The sequence below is a fragment of the Streptomyces sp. NPDC048297 genome, assembly GCF_043201585.1.
GTDB lineage: Bacteria > Actinomycetota > Actinomycetes > Streptomycetales > Streptomycetaceae > Streptomyces.
This window is the reverse complement of record NZ_JBICZA010000057.1, coordinates 18,189-33,447: the sequence shown is the minus strand read 5'-3', so window position 1 is coordinate 33,447 and position 15,259 is coordinate 18,189. Positions and strand designations below refer to the sequence as shown.

The 15,259-nt window shown below is 70.7% G+C and carries 19 protein-coding genes; 6 read left to right on the top strand and 13 right to left on the bottom strand.

Features of this window, described 5'->3' with window-relative positions; genetic code table 11:
- Positions 1–1,162 precede the first annotated feature (1,162 nt).
- Both ACGFYV_RS35920 and ACGFYV_RS35915 read left to right on the top strand, forming a co-directional pair.
- Complete coding sequence (locus ACGFYV_RS35920) at positions 1,163–1,867, top strand: hypothetical protein (RefSeq protein WP_393882747.1); 705 nt, start codon at positions 1,163–1,165, stop codon at positions 1,865–1,867.
- Complete coding sequence (locus tag ACGFYV_RS35915) at positions 1,864–2,310, top strand: helix-turn-helix domain-containing protein (protein WP_393882746.1); 447 nt, start codon at positions 1,864–1,866, stop codon at positions 2,308–2,310. Before ACGFYV_RS35920 ends, ACGFYV_RS35915 begins: the two co-directional genes overlap by 4 nt.
- 491 nt (positions 2,311–2,801) lie before the next feature.
- Here the strand turns inward: ACGFYV_RS35915 and ACGFYV_RS35910 are convergent, their stop codons facing one another.
- On the bottom strand, positions 2,802–3,584 hold the full coding sequence (locus ACGFYV_RS35910; protein WP_393882745.1) for a hypothetical protein: 783 nt from the start codon (positions 3,582–3,584) through the stop codon (positions 2,802–2,804).
- 223 nt (positions 3,585–3,807) lie between these two features.
- On the opposite strand from ACGFYV_RS35910, the gene ACGFYV_RS35905 reads away from it, so the two are divergent.
- On the top strand, positions 3,808–4,107 hold the full coding sequence (locus tag ACGFYV_RS35905; protein ID WP_393882744.1) for a hypothetical protein: 300 nt from the start codon (positions 3,808–3,810) through the stop codon (positions 4,105–4,107).
- 146 nt (positions 4,108–4,253) lie between these two features.
- Positions 4,254–4,760, top strand: a complete 507-nt coding sequence (locus ACGFYV_RS35900) for a hypothetical protein (RefSeq protein ID WP_393882743.1) — start codon at positions 4,254–4,256, stop codon at positions 4,758–4,760.
- 109 nt (positions 4,761–4,869) lie between these two features.
- Here the strand turns inward: ACGFYV_RS35900 and ACGFYV_RS35895 are convergent, their stop codons facing one another.
- The 11 genes from ACGFYV_RS35895 to tap all read right to left on the bottom strand — a co-directional run bounded on the left by ACGFYV_RS35895 (position 4,870) and on the right by tap (position 12,393).
- A complete protein-coding gene (locus ACGFYV_RS35895) occupies positions 4,870–5,133 on the bottom strand; it encodes a hypothetical protein (protein ID WP_393882742.1) in 264 nt (87 codons plus the stop codon).
- A complete protein-coding gene (locus ACGFYV_RS35890; protein WP_393882750.1) occupies positions 5,130–5,435 on the bottom strand; it encodes a DUF6247 family protein in 306 nt (101 codons plus the stop codon). The genes ACGFYV_RS35895 and ACGFYV_RS35890 overlap by 4 nt, the downstream gene beginning before the upstream one ends.
- Before the next feature lie 85 nt (positions 5,436–5,520).
- Positions 5,521–6,123, bottom strand: coding sequence for a hypothetical protein (locus tag ACGFYV_RS35885; protein ID WP_393882741.1), 603 nt, complete (start codon positions 6,121–6,123; stop codon positions 5,521–5,523).
- Positions 6,124–6,132: 9 nt separating this feature from the next.
- Positions 6,133–6,750, bottom strand: a complete 618-nt coding sequence (locus ACGFYV_RS35880; RefSeq protein ID WP_393882740.1) for a hypothetical protein — start codon at positions 6,748–6,750, stop codon at positions 6,133–6,135.
- Positions 6,747–7,097 carry a hypothetical protein gene (locus ACGFYV_RS35875; RefSeq protein WP_393882739.1) on the bottom strand — a complete coding sequence of 117 codons (351 nt, stop codon included), beginning with the start codon at positions 7,095–7,097 and terminating at the stop codon, positions 6,747–6,749. The genes ACGFYV_RS35880 and ACGFYV_RS35875 overlap by 4 nt, the downstream gene beginning before the upstream one ends.
- The gene (locus ACGFYV_RS35870) at positions 7,094–7,729 is read right to left on the bottom strand and encodes a hypothetical protein (protein WP_393882738.1); all 636 of its coding nucleotides are present in this window, start codon (positions 7,727–7,729) and stop codon (positions 7,094–7,096) included. Before ACGFYV_RS35870 ends, ACGFYV_RS35875 begins: the two co-directional genes overlap by 4 nt.
- Positions 7,726–8,661 (bottom strand): hypothetical protein, encoded by a 936-nt coding sequence (locus ACGFYV_RS35865; protein WP_393882737.1) that lies wholly within the window; start codon positions 8,659–8,661, stop codon positions 7,726–7,728. The genes ACGFYV_RS35870 and ACGFYV_RS35865 overlap by 4 nt, the downstream gene beginning before the upstream one ends.
- Positions 8,658–8,990: a hypothetical protein gene (locus ACGFYV_RS35860; RefSeq protein WP_393882736.1), complete on the bottom strand. Its 333-nt coding sequence runs from the start codon at positions 8,988–8,990 to the stop codon at positions 8,658–8,660. Before ACGFYV_RS35860 ends, ACGFYV_RS35865 begins: the two co-directional genes overlap by 4 nt.
- Positions 8,991–9,134: 144 nt before the next feature.
- Positions 9,135–9,698: a hypothetical protein gene (locus ACGFYV_RS35855; RefSeq protein WP_393882735.1), complete on the bottom strand. Its 564-nt coding sequence runs from the start codon at positions 9,696–9,698 to the stop codon at positions 9,135–9,137.
- 15 nt (positions 9,699–9,713) lie between these two features.
- Positions 9,714–10,274, bottom strand: coding sequence for a telomere-protecting terminal protein Tpg (gene tpg, locus ACGFYV_RS35850; RefSeq protein ID WP_393882734.1), 561 nt, complete (start codon positions 10,272–10,274; stop codon positions 9,714–9,716).
- Between the two features lie 4 nt (positions 10,275–10,278).
- The gene (gene tap / locus ACGFYV_RS35845) at positions 10,279–12,393 is read right to left on the bottom strand and encodes a telomere-associated protein Tap (RefSeq protein WP_393882733.1); all 2,115 of its coding nucleotides are present in this window, start codon (positions 12,391–12,393) and stop codon (positions 10,279–10,281) included.
- Between the two features lie 226 nt (positions 12,394–12,619).
- Between tap and ACGFYV_RS35840 the strand changes: the two genes are divergently transcribed.
- Positions 12,620–13,021: a DUF4357 domain-containing protein gene (locus tag ACGFYV_RS35840; RefSeq protein WP_393882732.1), complete on the top strand. Its 402-nt coding sequence runs from the start codon at positions 12,620–12,622 to the stop codon at positions 13,019–13,021.
- 93 nt (positions 13,022–13,114) lie between these two features.
- Positions 13,115–14,917 carry a zeta toxin family protein gene (locus tag ACGFYV_RS35835; protein WP_393882731.1) on the top strand — a complete coding sequence of 601 codons (1,803 nt, stop codon included), beginning with the start codon at positions 13,115–13,117 and terminating at the stop codon, positions 14,915–14,917.
- Here the strand turns inward: ACGFYV_RS35835 and ACGFYV_RS35830 are convergent.
- Positions 14,881–15,240 carry a hypothetical protein gene (locus tag ACGFYV_RS35830; protein WP_393882730.1) on the bottom strand — a complete coding sequence of 120 codons (360 nt, stop codon included), beginning with the start codon at positions 15,238–15,240 and terminating at the stop codon, positions 14,881–14,883. The genes ACGFYV_RS35835 and ACGFYV_RS35830 overlap by 37 nt on opposite strands.
- Positions 15,241–15,259: the final 19 nt, after the last annotated feature.

The following is a 15,259-nucleotide window of genomic DNA, read 5'->3' as shown; positions in this document are numbered from 1 at the left end:
CCCGCGGAGCGGGATATGCCCTGGCAAGCCAGGGCATAGAGCGCGAATTGCGCAAGCGCAATTCGGATTCCCGCGTTTACGCGGGAATGGAATTCCGTTTACGGAATTCCGACGGGAAGTCAATTCGCGCAAGCGCGAATTGAGGGCGACCGCGCAAGCACGGTCGCCGGGGCCGGCAGTAAGGGGAAGTGCATCATGTGCGGGCCTGTGTAGCCCCTGGGGTTCCAGGTCACCATCCCCGCAACGGATGTGACGGGCTGTCGGTTCGACAAGTGCCGGCCCCACCGCCGTGACGGGTTTCGCTTGCGCTCCACCCGAACCCCTCCCCAGCATCCCAACTCGCTCCGGCATGTTCACGAACACCCCGCCAGCATACACGTCAGTCCACGACAACGGGCCGGATTGCGGTAACGAATCACTCGGGAGAGCGAACAAGGGGGCACCCGTGATGCATCATCGTTGCTGCCTGTGTAGCGTCTGGGTCCTGGCTTCACCACCTCACACCCCTCCCGAAAACTACCGGTGGAATTCAGAATTGCGCTGCCTCGAATTGCTCAGCCCCGGAAAGGAAGCTCCGATATGGGGGTGCCGAAATTCGGCGTACGGAGGTACCGGAGCCGAACGGCCCCCGGGCCGGGCGGCGGAACCACGATGGAGATCAGCCCCGCCTATTGCTGCTGCTTTTCCGTCATGGCCTCAGCCGCCCGAGACTCAGAGCCGCTGGTGCCGCCCACTGCCTGCGCGGGCCCACGGGCCCGCACGCGTAGCCGCCTCAGCTGCGGCGGGGTCCGGCGGGCGGCTGCCGGTGGACCTCAGCCACTTATACCTACCCAGATCAAGAACGTGCAGGTCAGGGCGTTGCAGATCGCGCGATATGCACCGGCTGATGGGACGTATCGCCGCCGATGTGTCCCGACTGAGGGGGCACATCGGGCCTTCAAAGTCAACTGGAGGCGACATGATCCACGCGGCCGTGTCAACTGGAGGCGACACGCGGGGGCCGTTGTGTTCGGGGGAGGTCCGTGGTGCGGGGAGGGGGGAGATCTGTCCCCCCTGGGGGGACACAACTTGCGCGGCATGTCGTGTCGAAGCGACATGAGTGTCAAGTGGAGGTGACATACTGCCGAGAGTCCGAAGATCGAGAGCGTGGGAGAGCAGCCTCGTGCCGAGTGAGCCGCAGCGTCGCCGTACGAGCGCCCGTGGGGCGCCGCAGCCGAGCCTGCCTCTGGAGGATCCGGCTGATGCCTGGGATCGGCCGCTACGGCCCGTCAAGGACCTTGACGACGTCGCGCGGCAGTACCCGGGCCGGAAGCTCACGCTGGACAGTCACCGCAAGCCGCTGGAGTTCTACGGGCCTCCGGACGAGCCGAACGCGTTCTCCATGGACAGCCTGGAGTTCTTCCTGGTCATCAGCCAGTTCTTCCGCGAGGCGCTGCCGCTGCGGCTGATCCTGCTGATGATCGCCTGCCAGAGGGCCGGCGGCCGGATTCATCTGACCCAGGACGAGATGGCGCACGTCCTGGACGTGGCCCGTACGAAGATCAACCAGGCCCTGGGCGAGGTCACGTCGCATGGGATCGTCTTTCGGGTGAAGCGTGGCGTGTACCAGTTCAACCCGCCGTACTCCTATCGGGTGGCTGAGTTCATCCCGGGCACCGAGACGGTGGAGGCTGAGTACGTCAAGGTCGATCAGCACGACACGATCGCCAGGATCCGCGCCGACGAGAGCCTGCCCGACCTGGTGCGCTTCCCCTCCCTGGAGAAGATGCGCCAGGAGATCGAGCGGCTGCGGGAAGAACGCGCGAAAATGCGTGCTGAGCGTCGTCAGGAACTGGCGTCGCGCAAGGAGAAGGGGGCACAGCAGTGAGCGGTCTGCATTTCGCCGCAGTGAACGCGGAGGGTGTCGTCGCCGACCTGGACCTGCTGCCCGCGGCCTACCGGGTGTTGCTGAAGCTGCGGGCCCACAGCGAGGCCGGCGGCCGGATCGAGATCGACCAGATCACCATTGCCCAGATGCTCGGGCTGAGCCGGGCCGCGGTCAACGCCGCTCTGCGCGACCTCGATCTGGCGCAGCTGGTGAAGAAGCAGCGCGCCGGCGTCTACCAGCTCAACCCGATGCTCGCGGCCTACCTCTCGCCCGAGGACGCCATCGCGGCCGTGAAGGCGATGCCGAAGAGCGAGCGGCTGAACTCCCCGGGCTTCGTCGACCGCTACCGTCACGCGGTCACGGCCTACCAGGACCAGCTCGCCGAGAAGCGCCGGCGCCGCGAGGACACTAAGCGCCGCCAGGCCCTCAAGGCTGTCTCCTGATCCCAGGCGCTCCGCATGGCCGACATGGCGCTGTACCCACGTTGGGTGCAGCGTCGTTTTCGTGTGCTCAGCGATACATGGTTCCCCTCCACGGGAAAGCCGCAGCTCAGGGAAGCGTGGCTTGGTGGGCGGTAGCACCAGGTAAACCGGTTTGTTCTGGTTCTCCAGAACAAGCAGTGGGAACCCTCTGCGGGACATCCGTGCAGCGGTCCCACACCGTGGCGCTGCGTGCAGCAGTTGCCCGCCGTTGTACGGGACGGGACTGGCTTCCGACCCGTGCAGCACCCTTGTGCTACGCGGGCCCATGTAAATGCTGCGCTGCACCCACGACACCACCCTGCCGCCACCCGACGACCACCACCAGGAGCAGCACCAGGTCCCCGCCGCAGGCCTTCGCCTCACACCTCACAGCCTCACGGCGCGCCCTGTTCACCAGGGAAAACGGGGTGTGTGGCTCACAGCAGGAGCGGGTGTCAGGTGAGCGGCGGCGGTCAGAGGATGCCGTGCAGGGCGCGGCGGTCGCCGGACATCGCGTAGCGGCGGGCGGCGAGGCCGTGTTCGAGGGGCTCGCCGATCTGCTCGCACAGCAGGGCCAGGACGCCGGTCGCCGCCTCGGTGTCGGACAGGTAGGCCGGCGCGACCTCAAGCATCAGCTCGCCGATCTCGTGCGCGCTGGCGAAGAGGTCGTTGGTGAGCTGGCGCCCCACAACGACCAGGGGATCCGTTGACGGTTCGGCGGGCGGCGGAGGCGGGGCGATGCGGACGTCGCGGACGGCCTGGCGGACCACCGCGCGCACCGTCGGCTCATCGAGGGCCTGGAGGCCGCTGTGGGCGAGCGAGGTGAGACGCCGGGTGATCAGCTCCGCGACGACGTCCGTACGGCCGGAGACGGCGATCAGGGCGCGCTGGGACAGGCCGTAGTCGAGCGCGGCCGCGCCCGGGTCGGTGTCTCGCGTGCGAGACGTCTCGGTACCGGCGTCGACGGCGCTGTGGATCGCGGCCAGGGCGTGGGCGACGTCCAGGAGCCGGTACGCCTGTGCGCGGCTGATGCCGAACTCCGCGTCGCAGTACGACTCCCAGCTGCTGTGCCCGAGCGGCACCCAGACGCGGGCGGCGTGCGCGTCGCGGACCCGGGCGGCGAGCACCGCCACGGAGCGCCGGACGTCGTCCATCGCTTCGCGCAGCCCGGCCGTCATCTCCCGGGCGCGGGTCTCGCTCAGCGGCGGCCGCGCCGGTTCGGCGCCGTGCTCCTGGTCCTCGTGCTGCTCGCCCACGACTCCATCGTCCTCCGAGCTGGCGGGCGGCGCCAGGGCGTGCGGGAGCACTGGCGCGATCCCCGCCTCACACCCTCACAGCCTCATAGTTCACCTCGTCTACCTGGGGAAACGGGCTGTGAGCCTGCCAGTCTCACAGCGTGACACCGTGCGGGGCGCGGGTCTGTCACGCTGATCCGCGACGGTGGGCGCGGGCCCCGCCGCACGAGGCGAAGGGGGCCGGGTGGCGGGGATCGAGCGGGAGCCGGCGGAGGTGCGGATACCCAAGGCGGCGCTGGACGCCTTCGCCGCGGCGCTGAGCGTGCGGACGGTGGCGATGCGGACGTGGCCCGACGGCATCGAGTGGATGTACCCGGTGGGCACGTGGGATGAGGCGCACCTGGAGGTCGCGCTGATGCCCGGCGGTGAGGAGGTGTGGCTGCGGATGTCCACCGACCGTTCCAGCGTCGCCGTGTGGACCATCGAGCAGTGGTGGGCCTTCTCCGGTCAGAGCCAGCCCGGAGCGACGCCGCCGCCGGCCTGAGACGCGAAGCCCACGGCGGGTTCGGCCGGTGCACGGACGGCGGAGTTCAGCGTGGCTTCGGCGAGCCCGGGTCGTTGGGCATCCGGCCGCACCGCAGGCGCCCTGTGGCGGGGCGCCGACCGCTGTAGCAACGCGAACGAGGACCGATGCCGAAGAAGCCCGCCCACGACCCGACGTACGGCTACGACCCGGAGACGCGCACGGTTCGTGTCGATCAGCACGACCTGGCGCGGCTGCTGTTGATGTTCCGCTCGCTGATGCGCGAGCAGAAGCCCGGCTCGTGGGATCACATGAGGGACTACGACCTGTCCTTCGAGCGCCTCGCGGACGCGGTCGATGCCAGCTCACAGATCCGGTACGGCAAGGACTGGACGGGGCCTGATCTGCGGATGCGCTGCACCACGACCGAGCTGGTCTACGACTGGCCCGAGGGCGCACCGTACGACGGGGAGGCGACGTTCACCTGGATGGTGCCGGGCTACGGCTCGCACGCCTCCGAGGACGATCAGGTGGACCTCTACTCGAACACGGCGCTGTGCGGGTTCTACTGGGTGAAGGGCGACAGGCCGCGCCGGGCGAAGGGTCTGCCGGACTGCCCGGAGTGCCGACGGGAGGTCGAGCTCGGTGCTGAACGGCCCCGCGGCGGCTGGTGACTACGGGTTGCCGCCGGGGTGGCAACCCGTGGATACGGCCGTGGCTACGATCGGAAACGCCCTGACCCCGGCAGTTGCGATGCCGGGGTCAGGGCGTTGTCACCGGTGGCTATCCGAGCCAGGTGATGGTGAGGACGGACAGGCGGCGCAGCGGACGGTTCACCCAGTAGGTGAGGGAGAGCTGGCCGACGGAGGCGTGCCGGACGTCCTCGCCCTCGGGGTCCTCTGCGTTCCACTGCGGGAAGCCCCACGGATCGGCCGCAGCGGCGTCCAGGACGTCCCACACCATGTCTTCAACGTGCTCGGGCAGGGTGTCGAGGACCTTGGCGGCCGGGGCGGAGAAGCGGACCGCGTACGGCTGCTGTTCGGTCACCGGCGCCTTCCGCGGAGCTCCGCCATGTCGATGAACTCGCTGTCGTCGTATGCGGAGGCGACGAACGCGTCGACCGCCGGGGCGGAGGCGAGACGGCCCTGCCAGTCCTGGACGACCTCGTACAGCTCGCCGAGGGAGAACGTGCGCCGCGATTCCTCGAGGGCGGCCGCCCACTCCCGCTCGAAGGCCGGCACCCAGGTGTCGGCGCGCTTGTCGGCGCGCAGCTGCGCGAGCAGTTCGGCCGGAGCCCCGGGAGCGGGGGCGTACGGCGTGACGGGTGCGTGGTCGGGCTGCGCGCTCATCTGGTCCTCCCGGCAGGTCGTACCGCCACGGTACGCGTGCCGGGTGGCCGTGGATGCGGGCATGGGACAGATCCCTTCTGCCGGATCAGGGTGCCGGCGACAGCGTGGGGGCGTACGGGGATGACTGCTGGTTGAGGAACTGGCCGTAGGCGGTCTCCGCGAACCACCAGGCCTCGGGCGTGTGTTTCGCGCGCCACGGCCGCGGTTCCACCAGCGTCTCCGGCTGCCCGTCGGGGTGCTGGAGGCTGACGCCGATGCCGTAGACACCGAACTCCAGCAGCTTCTCGGGGTAGTTGACGCTGGGAGCCCTGGTGATGATCACCCGGCGGGCGCAGAACTCCGTGAACTTCCCTGCCGCGTCCCAGGCCAGTTGGGAGGCGCTCGCCGACCGCACCGTGGCCAGCCGCACCCGGCACGGACGGACGACGTGCCGGACGACCTGGCCGTCGGCGACGGTGCAGATCCCGGTCGGCGCCCCGAGGACGTAGGCGCGCTGCTGATCGGAGAGGGCGGCGAGCGGGACGGGCAGGCCGTGGGGCAACGCCATCAGCACGTCCAGGCCGCCGAAGCCGTAACCGGTGGCGACGCCCAAGCCGACGGCGTGACGCCGCTCGTGTTCCGCGTCGTCGATGTCGAGCTGGAGCTCCGCGACGCCGAAACCGGCAGTCGCGGGAACCGTTGCGAGCATCTCGTCTCCCTACCAGGTCAGGGCCAGGGCGAGGGCAAAGGCGCGCTGACGCGTCTGGTCATCCTGCTGGTCCCAGGTCCCGGCGATGTGCTCAAGGAGGTCGGCCGACGCGTCGAACACCACGGCGTCCGGGTTGTGGTCGCTTCGGGAGCGGAGCTGGCCGACGGCCTGGAGGATGCGGTCGACCGGGGCGGGCGGTTCCTCCGGGCTGTCGGGGCGAGGACGGAAGGTGGCGGTCAGTTTCAGGGTGTACTCGAAGTCGGTGCGGGTGATCGCGGTGATGGTGTCGAGGTTCAGGCCGAGGGGCCTGCTGATGAGTTCCGCGCTGGCGAAGGCCGGGTGGTTGCCGATCGCGGCGGCGACGGCGTCCCACGGGTACGCCTCGCCCCCGGGGCCGTCCTCGGGGATCGGCTCCACGTCGGTCAGGGACAGGGTGAAGCCGTTGCCGCCCGCGTCCCTGAACCAGACGGCTTTGTCGCCGGGCGAGACGTCGTCGACGCTGCGGATGTGGGGGCTGCGGCGCAGCGCTTCGGCGATGTCGACGATGTCGTAGCCATCGAGCAACGGGCGCGTGGCCGGGTCGACGGCTGCGGAGTCGGCGAGCTGCGTGTTGGCGGGGGTGGTCATGTGGGAGTCCCTTCTGAGGTGACGGTGTAGCCGAACCCGAAGCCGCGGCGCTGGGGGCGGTAGCCGAAGGCGGTGAGGATCGAGCCGAGGGCGCTGTGCATCGTGGTGGCGGTCGTCTCGTAGCGGTGGGTCACGTCGGTGAACAGGCCGTCGGCCAGGACGAGGCTGTCGAGGCCCGCGGAGTCGAGCCGGTGGTGGGTGAACCAGTCCACGTGGACCTGCTGTTCGGCGATGTAGACGGCGAATCCGCCGGCCTCGTCGTCGGCCTGCTTGGGGGTGAGGCCGGCGCTCTCCAGGTCGAACAGCACCCGGTCGGCGAGCTGGTCGGGGCTCTCGCGCGTGGTCATACCCGTACTCCCCAGGCCTTGGCGACGTCGGTGAGGTAGCGGTCCTCGAGTTCGCCGTCGAACGCGGCGAGGACGTCGTGGCGGGCTGTGGCCAGCTGCTCGATCACGATGAGGCCCTCGGGCTGGCGGACCAGGGCGTACCGGCTGGTCGTCACGTGCTCGCTGCCCGTGCCGAGCCGGTCGTAGAGGTGTTCCAGGCGCTCTTCGTGCTCGTGCGCGAAGGCCTCCAGCCGGGTGAGGTAGCCGGGCTCGGGCGGGACCAGTTCGCGCAGCACCGGCATCACGTCGGCGGACAGGCCCGGCTCGTAGGAGGTCTGGGCGAAGCTGCGGAAGAGGGCGAGGGCGCGGCGGAACAGTTCGGAGTCGCCGGACCGGATCCGCATCAGCATGCCGAAGCCGCCGGGGCTGGGCAGCAGTTCGCAGGTGTAGCCGGCCCCGAGGTGCAGCGCCTGGTTGCACACGAGGGCGTTGCCGCCCGAGTCGACGTACAGGATCGCCGCGTCCTCGTGCTCGGGATCGCGGGTGATGGTCAGGATGGTGTCGTCGACCGCGCGGTGGAGGCGGTCGGCCACGGCCGCGCGGGCGCGGCGTTCGATGTCGGTGAGCTGTACGGGACGGACGTCGGTGATCACGAGGCGGCTCCGGTCGGCATGGCCGGCGCCTGCTCGGTGTCGGCGATCTGGCGCAGAAGGTAGAGCATCCGGTCAGCCCGGCCGGGTGCGACGGCCACGGGCCGCCCGCCGTCGGTGGTGACCTCGCCGCGCCATGCGGTGGCCAGCAGGGACATCTCACGGACGTGCTCGTCGGTCGGCAGGGGCCAGGTGGCGCCCTGTGTGCGCAGCCCGGCCGAGAGGTCGTCCAGGTCGCGGTAGCGCCAGATCAGCACGGTGAGCTGGGACAGGATCGCGGCCAGGATCTCCGCACCCTGGACCGGGTCGCTCGCGCCGTCGGGGATGCCCTTGGCCCTCGGGGAGACCAGGCGCAGCAGCGGTTCGGCGACGACCAGGCCGTTCGCGCCGATGACGGTGACCTTGGCGGCCGACGGGCTGCGCCGGGTGCCCGCCGGGGTGTGGCCGCGCTCGGTGTAGTCGACGTGCAGTATGCCCAGCGGTCGGTTCTGCGGGATGCGGAGCAGGTTGCGGGCGGTGCGTGCGGCACCGGCGCGTTCGCGGGCGGCTTCCTCCTGGCGCTGGCGCAGGCCTCGGATGTGCCAGCAGGTCGGGCACAGCGCGCCGTACGACTCCGTCGCGATCGGCGCGCGGTCGGGCCGGGCGCTGCAGTCCGTGCACACCCTCGCCCGTACCGAGTTCTCCGACCGGGCCCGGGCGGCGGCGAGCTGGGCGGCCGTGGACGCGGTCGGCGCCGACTGGTCGATGCGGTACAGGGTGATCGTGGTGCTGCGGCCGATGCCGTCCTGGCCGTCGACGGTGGCTGCGGGCGGGCCCGGCTGACGAGGGAGATCCATGCCCTTGAGCTGGGCGGCGGTCGCGTAGGTCCCGGCCGGGACGTCCCGCCAGGCGGTGAAGTGCGGACGACGGGCCTTCGGGGCGGCGGCCGCGGTCACCGGGACGCTCCACTGCTGCCGGCGGTGGCGCAGGGGTCGGGGAGCTGGGTCGCCCGTACCCATCCCGCCGCCGGCGACCAGTAGGCCATGTTCGAGGTGGCGTGGCAGGTGACCGGCTCGGTGTCGCCGTCCAGGAGCACACGCAGGTACTGCCCGGCGGTGTCGACGATCGCGCCCTCCCGCTCCTCGTGACGGATCCGGACGCCGATCGCCGCGCGGACGCCGAACCGCTCGGGCAGTTGGTAGTAGGTGTTGATGTGGGCCAGCTGGCTGTCCTGCCGGTTTCGGGTGTGGACGATGCTGTCTGGGTCGTCGTGGTCGTACGGCACGAGTTCCTCCTGATGAGGGGTTGGGGTGTGGATGCGGGTTGACTGCGCAACACTGAAGGCTCGGGTCCCTGGCAGCTGACATGCCAGGGACCCGAGCCGTGGGTGGTGCGGTCAGCCGGACCGAAGGCCGGGCTGGGCGCGGGTCTAGCGGGTCAGGTGACGGGCGACAGCCTGGGCGTGCTGGCGCAGTGGGAGGTCCTGCTTCTCCCAGGTGGTCGCCACGTAGTTGAGGAGTTCGGCCGTCGCGCGCTCCGCGTCGCTCGGGTCGCTGATGAGGAGCTGGTCGGCGGCGAGGGCGACGGCGGCGGCCGGGGTGGACTGCTGCGGTTCGTCGATGTCGTTGCGGCCGACGCCCAGGACCAAGAGGTGGCGGATGCCGCGTCGGGTCTGGACGGTGATGGTGTCGTCGCGCGGTTCGTCCGGCGTGGCGACCACAAAGTGCGGGGCGTTGAGGATCGCCGCGGCGAGGGCCTCGGTGAGCAGCGGCTCGGGCAGGAGGTCGTCGTCGGTGGGCTCTGCGTCCCGCAGGGTGAGGGTGTAGTTGATGCCGTCCACGGTGGTGAACCGCACGGTGTCGTCGCCGGGTTCGGCGTCGGCGGCGAGGATGTGCGGGCTGCCCAGCAGTGCGTCGGCGATACGGACCGGGTCGTGGTCGGCGTCGATCAGTGGAGTCTTGTCGCGGTCGATAGCCGGTAATTCGAGGGTCATGCATTTGCTCCTAAATCAGTAATCCAGATCGAGGTAGTCGATGTCGTTGATTTCTACGTCCGACAGTCCCATAGCGCGACCGCCGCCGTCCTGGAAATACACATCCTTAAACCCTTCGGCAATGATCCCACGCATCTGCTGGTCGCTGGCACCCGCGTCGCGGGCCTCGAACAGGCGGCGGGCGTACTCCGGGGGGAGGTGCACGGTGAGTCGCCGGAAGCGTCCGTCGTCGGTCGTGCCGACCGGCGCGGTGTAGCCGAACCGGGCCCTCGTTTCCACCGTGATCCCGCCGGTGGTGGCGGCCTGGCGCTGCCGGCGCTTGCGCACCTGCGGCTGCCACCGCTGCCTCACGGCGTCGTCGATCTTCGCGGCGACGTCGGCGCGGGCGTGCTTGCGGGCGCCGCGCCGGTAGCGGTTGACGGAGTCGGCGGTGACACCGAGCTCCGCCGCCACCGCCTTCGCGCTGCCGAACTGCTTGAGCAGGTAGCCGATCTGGCCCTTGAGGGTCTTGGGCGGCACCCGGGTGAAGGACTCCCGGTCGGCCCGCTCGATCGCGTCGTCGATCTCTCCGGCCACGGGCCTACTCCCCTTCGTCCAGGACGGCGTCGCCGCCCTTGATGTGGCGGGCGGGGTTGAGGCCCTGCTCCATCAGGTCGACCGCCCACAGCATCGACTGGACGCCTTCCAGCTTCGCCAGGCCCGGGGTGGGCCCGAGCCGGAAGGCGCCGGGCTTCGGCTTGCCGGACTCCGCGTAGGGCAGGAAGTCCAGCGGGCTGGCGCTGGGCGCGGGGTAGACGACGCAGTCGGACAGGACAGCGAGCGGATAAAGGCCGGTCATCTTGGCCATGTTCAGCAGTTTGCGGTGCATGTTGACCCGCGCCTTGGAGATGACGGCGGCGCGGATGTCCGGGCGCCAGGTCGGGCGCTGCATGGCCGGCCACGGGTCGCCGTCCTTGTATCCCTTGCCCTGCGGGTTCTCGAACAGCTTCCCGATGCCGCCCTTCACCGTTGCCTTGATCGCCGCGAGTACGGCGGCCATCGCCGGGTCGACGTCCTTGTGCCGCTCCATCGCCGCCAGGAACTCCGCATCCGACAGGTCCTTGGTGACGCCGAGGTCGGCAAGGGTGTCGACATACGCGGTCCTGAGGCGGTCGTGCCACGGATCCAGGTACGCGCCGGTCTCCCTGCGTAGGTACGCCTCGATCGGCTCCACGTTGTAGCCGAGTTCCTGGGCGTAGGCGACGGTGTGGGTCTGGTACCAGGCCGGGCCCGTCGGCCGCTCACCGGTCGGCGTGAACGGGCTGGGCAGGCGCGGGTCCAGCTCCACGTGGGACAGGTCGACCAGCCAGGAGCCGGGGATCTTCGGGCTGAACTTCGGGGCGTGGAAGTGGTCCGGGGCGGAGAGGCCGACGACCAGGCGGGCGGCGGCCGCGAGGAACGCGGTGTTCAGGTCCAGGCCCACCGCGTACGGCAGCGTGCATTCCTCATCGGTGAGCAGATCCACCGGCCGCACCCACTGGTACGCCTCCTCGTGGAGGAAGCCGCCCTTCCAGCCGGAGTGGAAGACCGCCGGGTGCTCGGGCTGGCCCTCCGGCGGAGCCGGGTCCATCGGCTCCGTGCCCAGGCTGCCGGGGTTGGGGCCGGACACCCAGTTACCGGTCTCCTCGTCGCGCACCGGGCGAGTGGGCGGGCGCAGCGCGGTCATCAGCTCCAGCCCGGACACGGCCGTCGACCCGCGCGGGGTGATGACCCGCTGGGCGTAGACACCGAGGACGCGGGCGACGTCGGCCGGCTCCATCCCGGCGACGCCGGGCCAGGCGCGGGAGTCGAGTGCGTCCCACGGCAGGATCGCCAGCTGCACGCACTGCCGCTCACGCCCCTGCGCCTTGCGGTAGATCCGGGCCCACGGGCCGAACCCGCGCTGGGTGAGCTGCCACTTCGCCTTCAGCACGTGCTTGACGACCGGATGGTCCTCCGGCAGGCGCAGGCCCCGGCGGTCCTCCAGGCGTTCGGGCAGGCCGAGTTTCACGGCCGCGGCCGCCGTGAGGACGATCAGCGGATCGGCGTCCTTGCCGTGGCGGCTGAGCTTCGGTGCACCGAGGCCGGACTCGCGCAGTGTCCACTCCACCAGCTCCACCACGGTGGTCGCCGGGCAGTCGAGCACCAGGCCGTCCACCCCGTACGCGGAGCCGTCGCCATCAAGGACGGCGAGCGGGCCGTGGGGGAAGCGCGGGTCGACGGCGGGCGCCGCGGCCTTCTTCGCCGGGCGCCTGGACGACGCCGCCGGGCGCGCTGCCGCTCGGGCGGGACGCTCGGGAGCGGCTGGGGCCTGAACCGGCGCGGCGGTCTCCGCCTGCTCCGAGGCGGCCGGACCGGTGAGCGTCTCGGGCACCTCCGGCTGCGGCGCGACAGCCGGAGCCGGGGCGGGCGCGGCGGGGGCGCCGCCCGCGGGGTACTTCGCCGCCCACCCCTTCAGCAGCCGCTGGTACGCCTCCAGGCGCGGCGACTTCGGCTCGGAGCGGCCGTTCTCGTAGTTCTTGACCGTCTGCACGGTCGACTTCAGGGCCTGCGCGAGACGGGCCTGGGTGATGCCGGCGGCCTCGCGAAGCCGGGCGCGCTCCGCCGGGGGCGGGAGCTGCGGCTCCTCCTCCAGCAACGCGTCGATGTTCGCGAACAGCTCTTCCTCGGATGCCATTTATGTCTACCTCCACCACGAACACTAGCAGCCACACCCCCTACATTTAACCCGTTCCTTTAACTCGATCGGAGATTGTTTTGCGTAGAGAAGTGACGTTCCGTGCGCCTGGTAAAGTTCTGCTGAGTCGCTGAATCAGGGAGTTGACGTGAGCTGCTTGTGTTGCTTAAGGTCGAAGTCAAAGTCAGCGAATCAGGCCCTTGGGCCACTGGTGGCAGGAGGCCGCATGGCCACGCTCAGCATCCACTTCGACCCCGCCGTCATCGCCCGGCTCACGAGCGCGAGCGGTGATGACACCATCCACGTCACCCTGTCCCTCGGTGGCGGAGCCGTCACCGAAGCGGCTGTGCCCGTCGTCCCCCACGGGCCGTTGGCCGCGCTGATGCAGGCCGGTCTGCTGAAGCCGGACACGGTCCTCACCTTCCACCAGCGCCGCGCCAACCGATCGGGCCGCGCCGTCGTGACCGCTGACGGCCAGCTCATCGTCGACGGCCACCCCTCCCCGTTCCCCTCACCGTCGAAGGCGGCGGAAGCCGTCACGGGCAACGTCATCAACGGCTGGACCCTGTGGCACACGCCCGAAGGACCCACCCTGGACGAGCTGCGCCAGGAGCTGGACGCCAAGTAGCCGGCCTCTGGCCGGTCCGGCCCGCGGCGGTGTCGCTGCCGGAACGGCAGACCGGATCGGACAGAAGAGCTCGAACGCGGCCGGGAGACGTTGGTGGAGAAGTACGGCGGGCTGCTCACCGAGGTGACCGTGCCGAAGGCGACAGCGGGCGCGGTCGCACAGGAGCACCCCGTGGCGGTGTTCGTGGCCGGGCAGGCGGGCAGCGGCAAGACGCTCGTGATGGACCTAGTCCACGCGGCCCTGGCCTCGCGCGGCGGCGCGGTCCGGGTGGAGCGCGACGCCTACAAGGCGGTTCACCCGCAGTACGCCGGCTTCCTGAAGGAAGACGTGCGTACGGCCGGGGTACGGGTGCGGCCGGAGACCTACCGGTGGCAGGCCGAGCTTGAGGCGCACGCCCGTGCGCACCGCTACGACGTGGTCGCTGAGGAGGCCTTGGGTGCGCCTGCCGCCTTCAGGGCCGCAGTTGCCGCGTACCGCAGGGCGGGGTACCGGATCGAGTTCGTGGCCCTGGCCGTGCCCGAGGCCGTCAGCCAGCTCGGGGTGCTGGACCGCTACCTGCGCCTGGCCGAGGAAGGCCGGGCCCGGTACGTGTCCTGGGACAACCACGATGCCTGCGCCGGGGCGCTGGCCGTCGTCCTGGCCGACATCGAGGCCGGCGACCTGGCCGACCGGGTCGTCGTCGTGCGGCGCGGCGCGGACGTTCTGTACGTCAACGAGCGTGCGCCCGGCGGGCGGTGGGCCCGCCCGCCGGGCGCACGCGAGGCGTTGCTGGCCGAGCGTGCCCGTAAGTGGACACCGGCCGAGACCGGCGCCTTTCGTCGTCAGCTTGCCGAGGCCGACCGGCGTGCCTACGACCCGCGCCTGCCAAAGGACTGGGCCCTGGCCGTGCGACGCGATGCCGAACGTGCGGCCGCGCTGGCCGAGCCCGTCCGCAGAATCGCCCAGCCCCGGAGCGAGGCGCCCGGCGTCGACTACCACCGGCTGACTGGCGAGGAGCACCGCTGGATTTTCGATCACTTGATCCTGCCGGTCCTGGCCGAGCGAACCAGCCCGCAGGACAGGCCCGTCGTGGTCTACCTCATGGGCCAGCCCGGGTCCGGTAAGACGAGCATGACGCGGATGGTGCTGCGCTCCCTGCGCGGCAGGCCCACCCGGATCAGCGGTGACGACTTCAAGAGCGCCCACCCTGACTACTACCGGCTGCTGCAGGAGGAGCCGCGCACCGCCGGGGCCCGCATCCGCGCGGACTACCGGGCCTGGCAGGTCCTGGCCGAGCAGTACGTACGCGAGCGGCGCAGCGACGCGGTCATTGAGATCGCCCCCTCCGGCGCGGCCGCGTTCGTCAACACGGCGCTGCTGTACCGGGAGGCGGGCTACCGCGTGGAGCTGGCGGTGCTCGCCGTACGGGCCCCCGACTCCCGCCAGGGCACCGCCGATCGTTGCGCTCAGCTGCTGCGGCTGGGCGCAGCGGGCCGGTTCACCACCGCCGGCGGGCACGACGAGCACTTCGCGGCGCTCCAGGAGGCGGTGGCGGCCGCAGAGCACGTGCCGGTGGCCGACCTGGTGACGGTGATGCGACGGGACGGCAGCGTGCTCTACCGCAACGAGCGCGGGCCCGGCGGGGCATGGGAGCGTTCTGCAGGTGCGCGCCACGCCCTGGTGGCTGAGCACTACCGGCCCTACACCGATCAGGAGGCCGCCCGGTTCTGGGCGATCCAGCGCCGGCTGCGCATGCAGCTGCCGCACTACCACCGTGATCTGGAGGAGATCGCTTCACTGGCCCGGACGTTGATGCCAGAGCACCTGCTGCCGCAGCGGCTGCGTGGACCCGCCGCGGTGGCCGCCCTGCCCGCCCGCCCCTACGAAGCCTTCAGCTCCTTCAGCCGAGCTGCGTAACGGGCGACAAGGCGCGCCACTTCGCCGGCGTCCGCTTCCTGAAGACGCGTACGGTCCCGCATACAGGCTTGCCACTGAGCGACCAGCTCATCGAGACGCTGCGGATCCATCCCGTCCCGACGGCCCGCTTGGATCAGCTGCCCGTACCGGGCGATCACCTCGGTCAGCAGCGCCACTGCCGCCGTCTCGCTGACAAGCTCCTCCCCCTGGCCGTCTGCCGGCGCGGCCCCGGGTACGTCGTGAGCGGGCTGCGGGTCGGGATCGGGGAGCGCGGGGTCGTGCACAAGAGCCACCAAGTCGGGAGAAGAACAAGAAGACGTCATTCTCGGCTCCGTGCCATGC

What these genes read in the sequence shown, in the direction of transcription:
- ACGFYV_RS35880 (WP_393882740.1), bottom strand. Translation starts at nt 6,750, where the DNA reads ATGACCACCCCCGCCAACACGCAGCTCGCCGACTCCGCAGCCGTCGAC.
- ACGFYV_RS35855 (WP_393882735.1), bottom strand. Translation starts at nt 9,698, where the DNA reads ATGACCCTCGAATTACCGGCTATCGACCGCGACAAGACTCCACTGATC.
- ACGFYV_RS35830 (WP_393882730.1), bottom strand. Translation starts at nt 15,240, where the DNA reads ATGACGTCTTCTTGTTCTTCTCCCGACTTGGTGGCTCTTGTGCACGAC.
- ACGFYV_RS35890 (WP_393882750.1), bottom strand. Translation starts at nt 5,435, where the DNA reads ATGAGCGCGCAGCCCGACCACGCACCCGTCACGCCGTACGCCCCCGCT.
- ACGFYV_RS35885 (WP_393882741.1), bottom strand. Translation starts at nt 6,123, where the DNA reads ATGCTCGCAACGGTTCCCGCGACTGCCGGTTTCGGCGTCGCGGAGCTC.
- tap (WP_393882733.1), bottom strand. Translation starts at nt 12,393, where the DNA reads ATGGCATCCGAGGAAGAGCTGTTCGCGAACATCGACGCGTTGCTGGAG.
- ACGFYV_RS35875 (WP_393882739.1), bottom strand. Translation starts at nt 7,097, where the DNA reads ATGACCACGCGCGAGAGCCCCGACCAGCTCGCCGACCGGGTGCTGTTC.
- ACGFYV_RS35840 (WP_393882732.1), top strand. Translation starts at nt 12,620, where the DNA reads ATGGCCACGCTCAGCATCCACTTCGACCCCGCCGTCATCGCCCGGCTC.
- ACGFYV_RS35900 (WP_393882743.1), top strand. Translation starts at nt 4,254, where the DNA reads ATGCCGAAGAAGCCCGCCCACGACCCGACGTACGGCTACGACCCGGAG.